Below are 822 nucleotides of genomic sequence, written 5' to 3'. Positions count from 1 at the left end.
CTGATCCGCAGCGCGGGCTGGCAACCGGAAACTTTCGCCTCCGCACAGGAGTTCCTGGCACGCCCACGCACCTTCGCTCCAAGCTGCCTGGTCCTCGACGTGGGCCTTCCGGATCTCAATGGCCTCGACCTTCAGAAAATGGTGGCTGTCGAGCGCATGGACATGCCGATCATCTTCATCACCGGCTACGGGGACGTGCCCATGACGGTACGGGCCATGAAGGCTGGCGCCGTCGAGTTCCTGACGAAGCCATTCGATGACGAAGCGCTGCTGAGGGCCATCCAGCAGGCCGTCGAACGCAGCCACACGACCCTCGATGAGGAGCAAGGCCTGCGCGCGCTTCGGCAGCGCCACGCCTCGCTCAGCCGCCGGGAGCGGGAAGTCATGGCGCTGGTGGTGACCGGCCTGCTGAACAAGCAGGTGGGCGGCGAGCTGGGCATCAGCGAGATCACGGTCAAGGCGCACAGGGGTCAGGTGATGCGCAAGATGGAGGCCGACTCGTTGGCCGACCTGGTGAACATGGCCTCGCGCCTGCGCATCGCCACGGTCCGCCGATGACGGCGTCCGGCGGCCCCGAGCCCTCGCGGCAGCGTCCTTTCCCGACCCTCACCCACCATTCCATGGAGTCCAACAATGAGCAAAGTCCCGACAAGCAATGAACAGGCTGCCCCGGCCGCGAGCGTCGGCGTGGTCGAAATGAAACTCGAAGTCGTCGTCCTGCCGGTGTCCGATGTGGATCGCGCCAAGCGCTTCTATGGCGGCCTGGGATGGCGCCTCGATGCCGACTTCGCCAACGGCGACGACCTGCGCGTCGTGCAACTG

The 822-nt window shown here is 65.8% G+C and carries 1 protein-coding gene and 1 pseudogene; both read left to right on the top strand.

Annotated elements, in window-relative coordinates:
* The coding region (locus AC1DTN_RS37525) for a response regulator transcription factor (RefSeq protein WP_477925188.1) at positions 1-558 on the top strand (558 nt) is incomplete at its 5' end.
* 75 nt (positions 559-633) lie between these two features.
* Positions 634-822, top strand: a pseudogene (locus AC1DTN_RS37520) (VOC family protein); the annotation flags it as partial.

The sequence above is a fragment of the Rhizobium sp. 01T444 genome (assembly GCF_056398305.1).
This window is presented reverse-complemented; position numbering and strand designations above follow the sequence as displayed.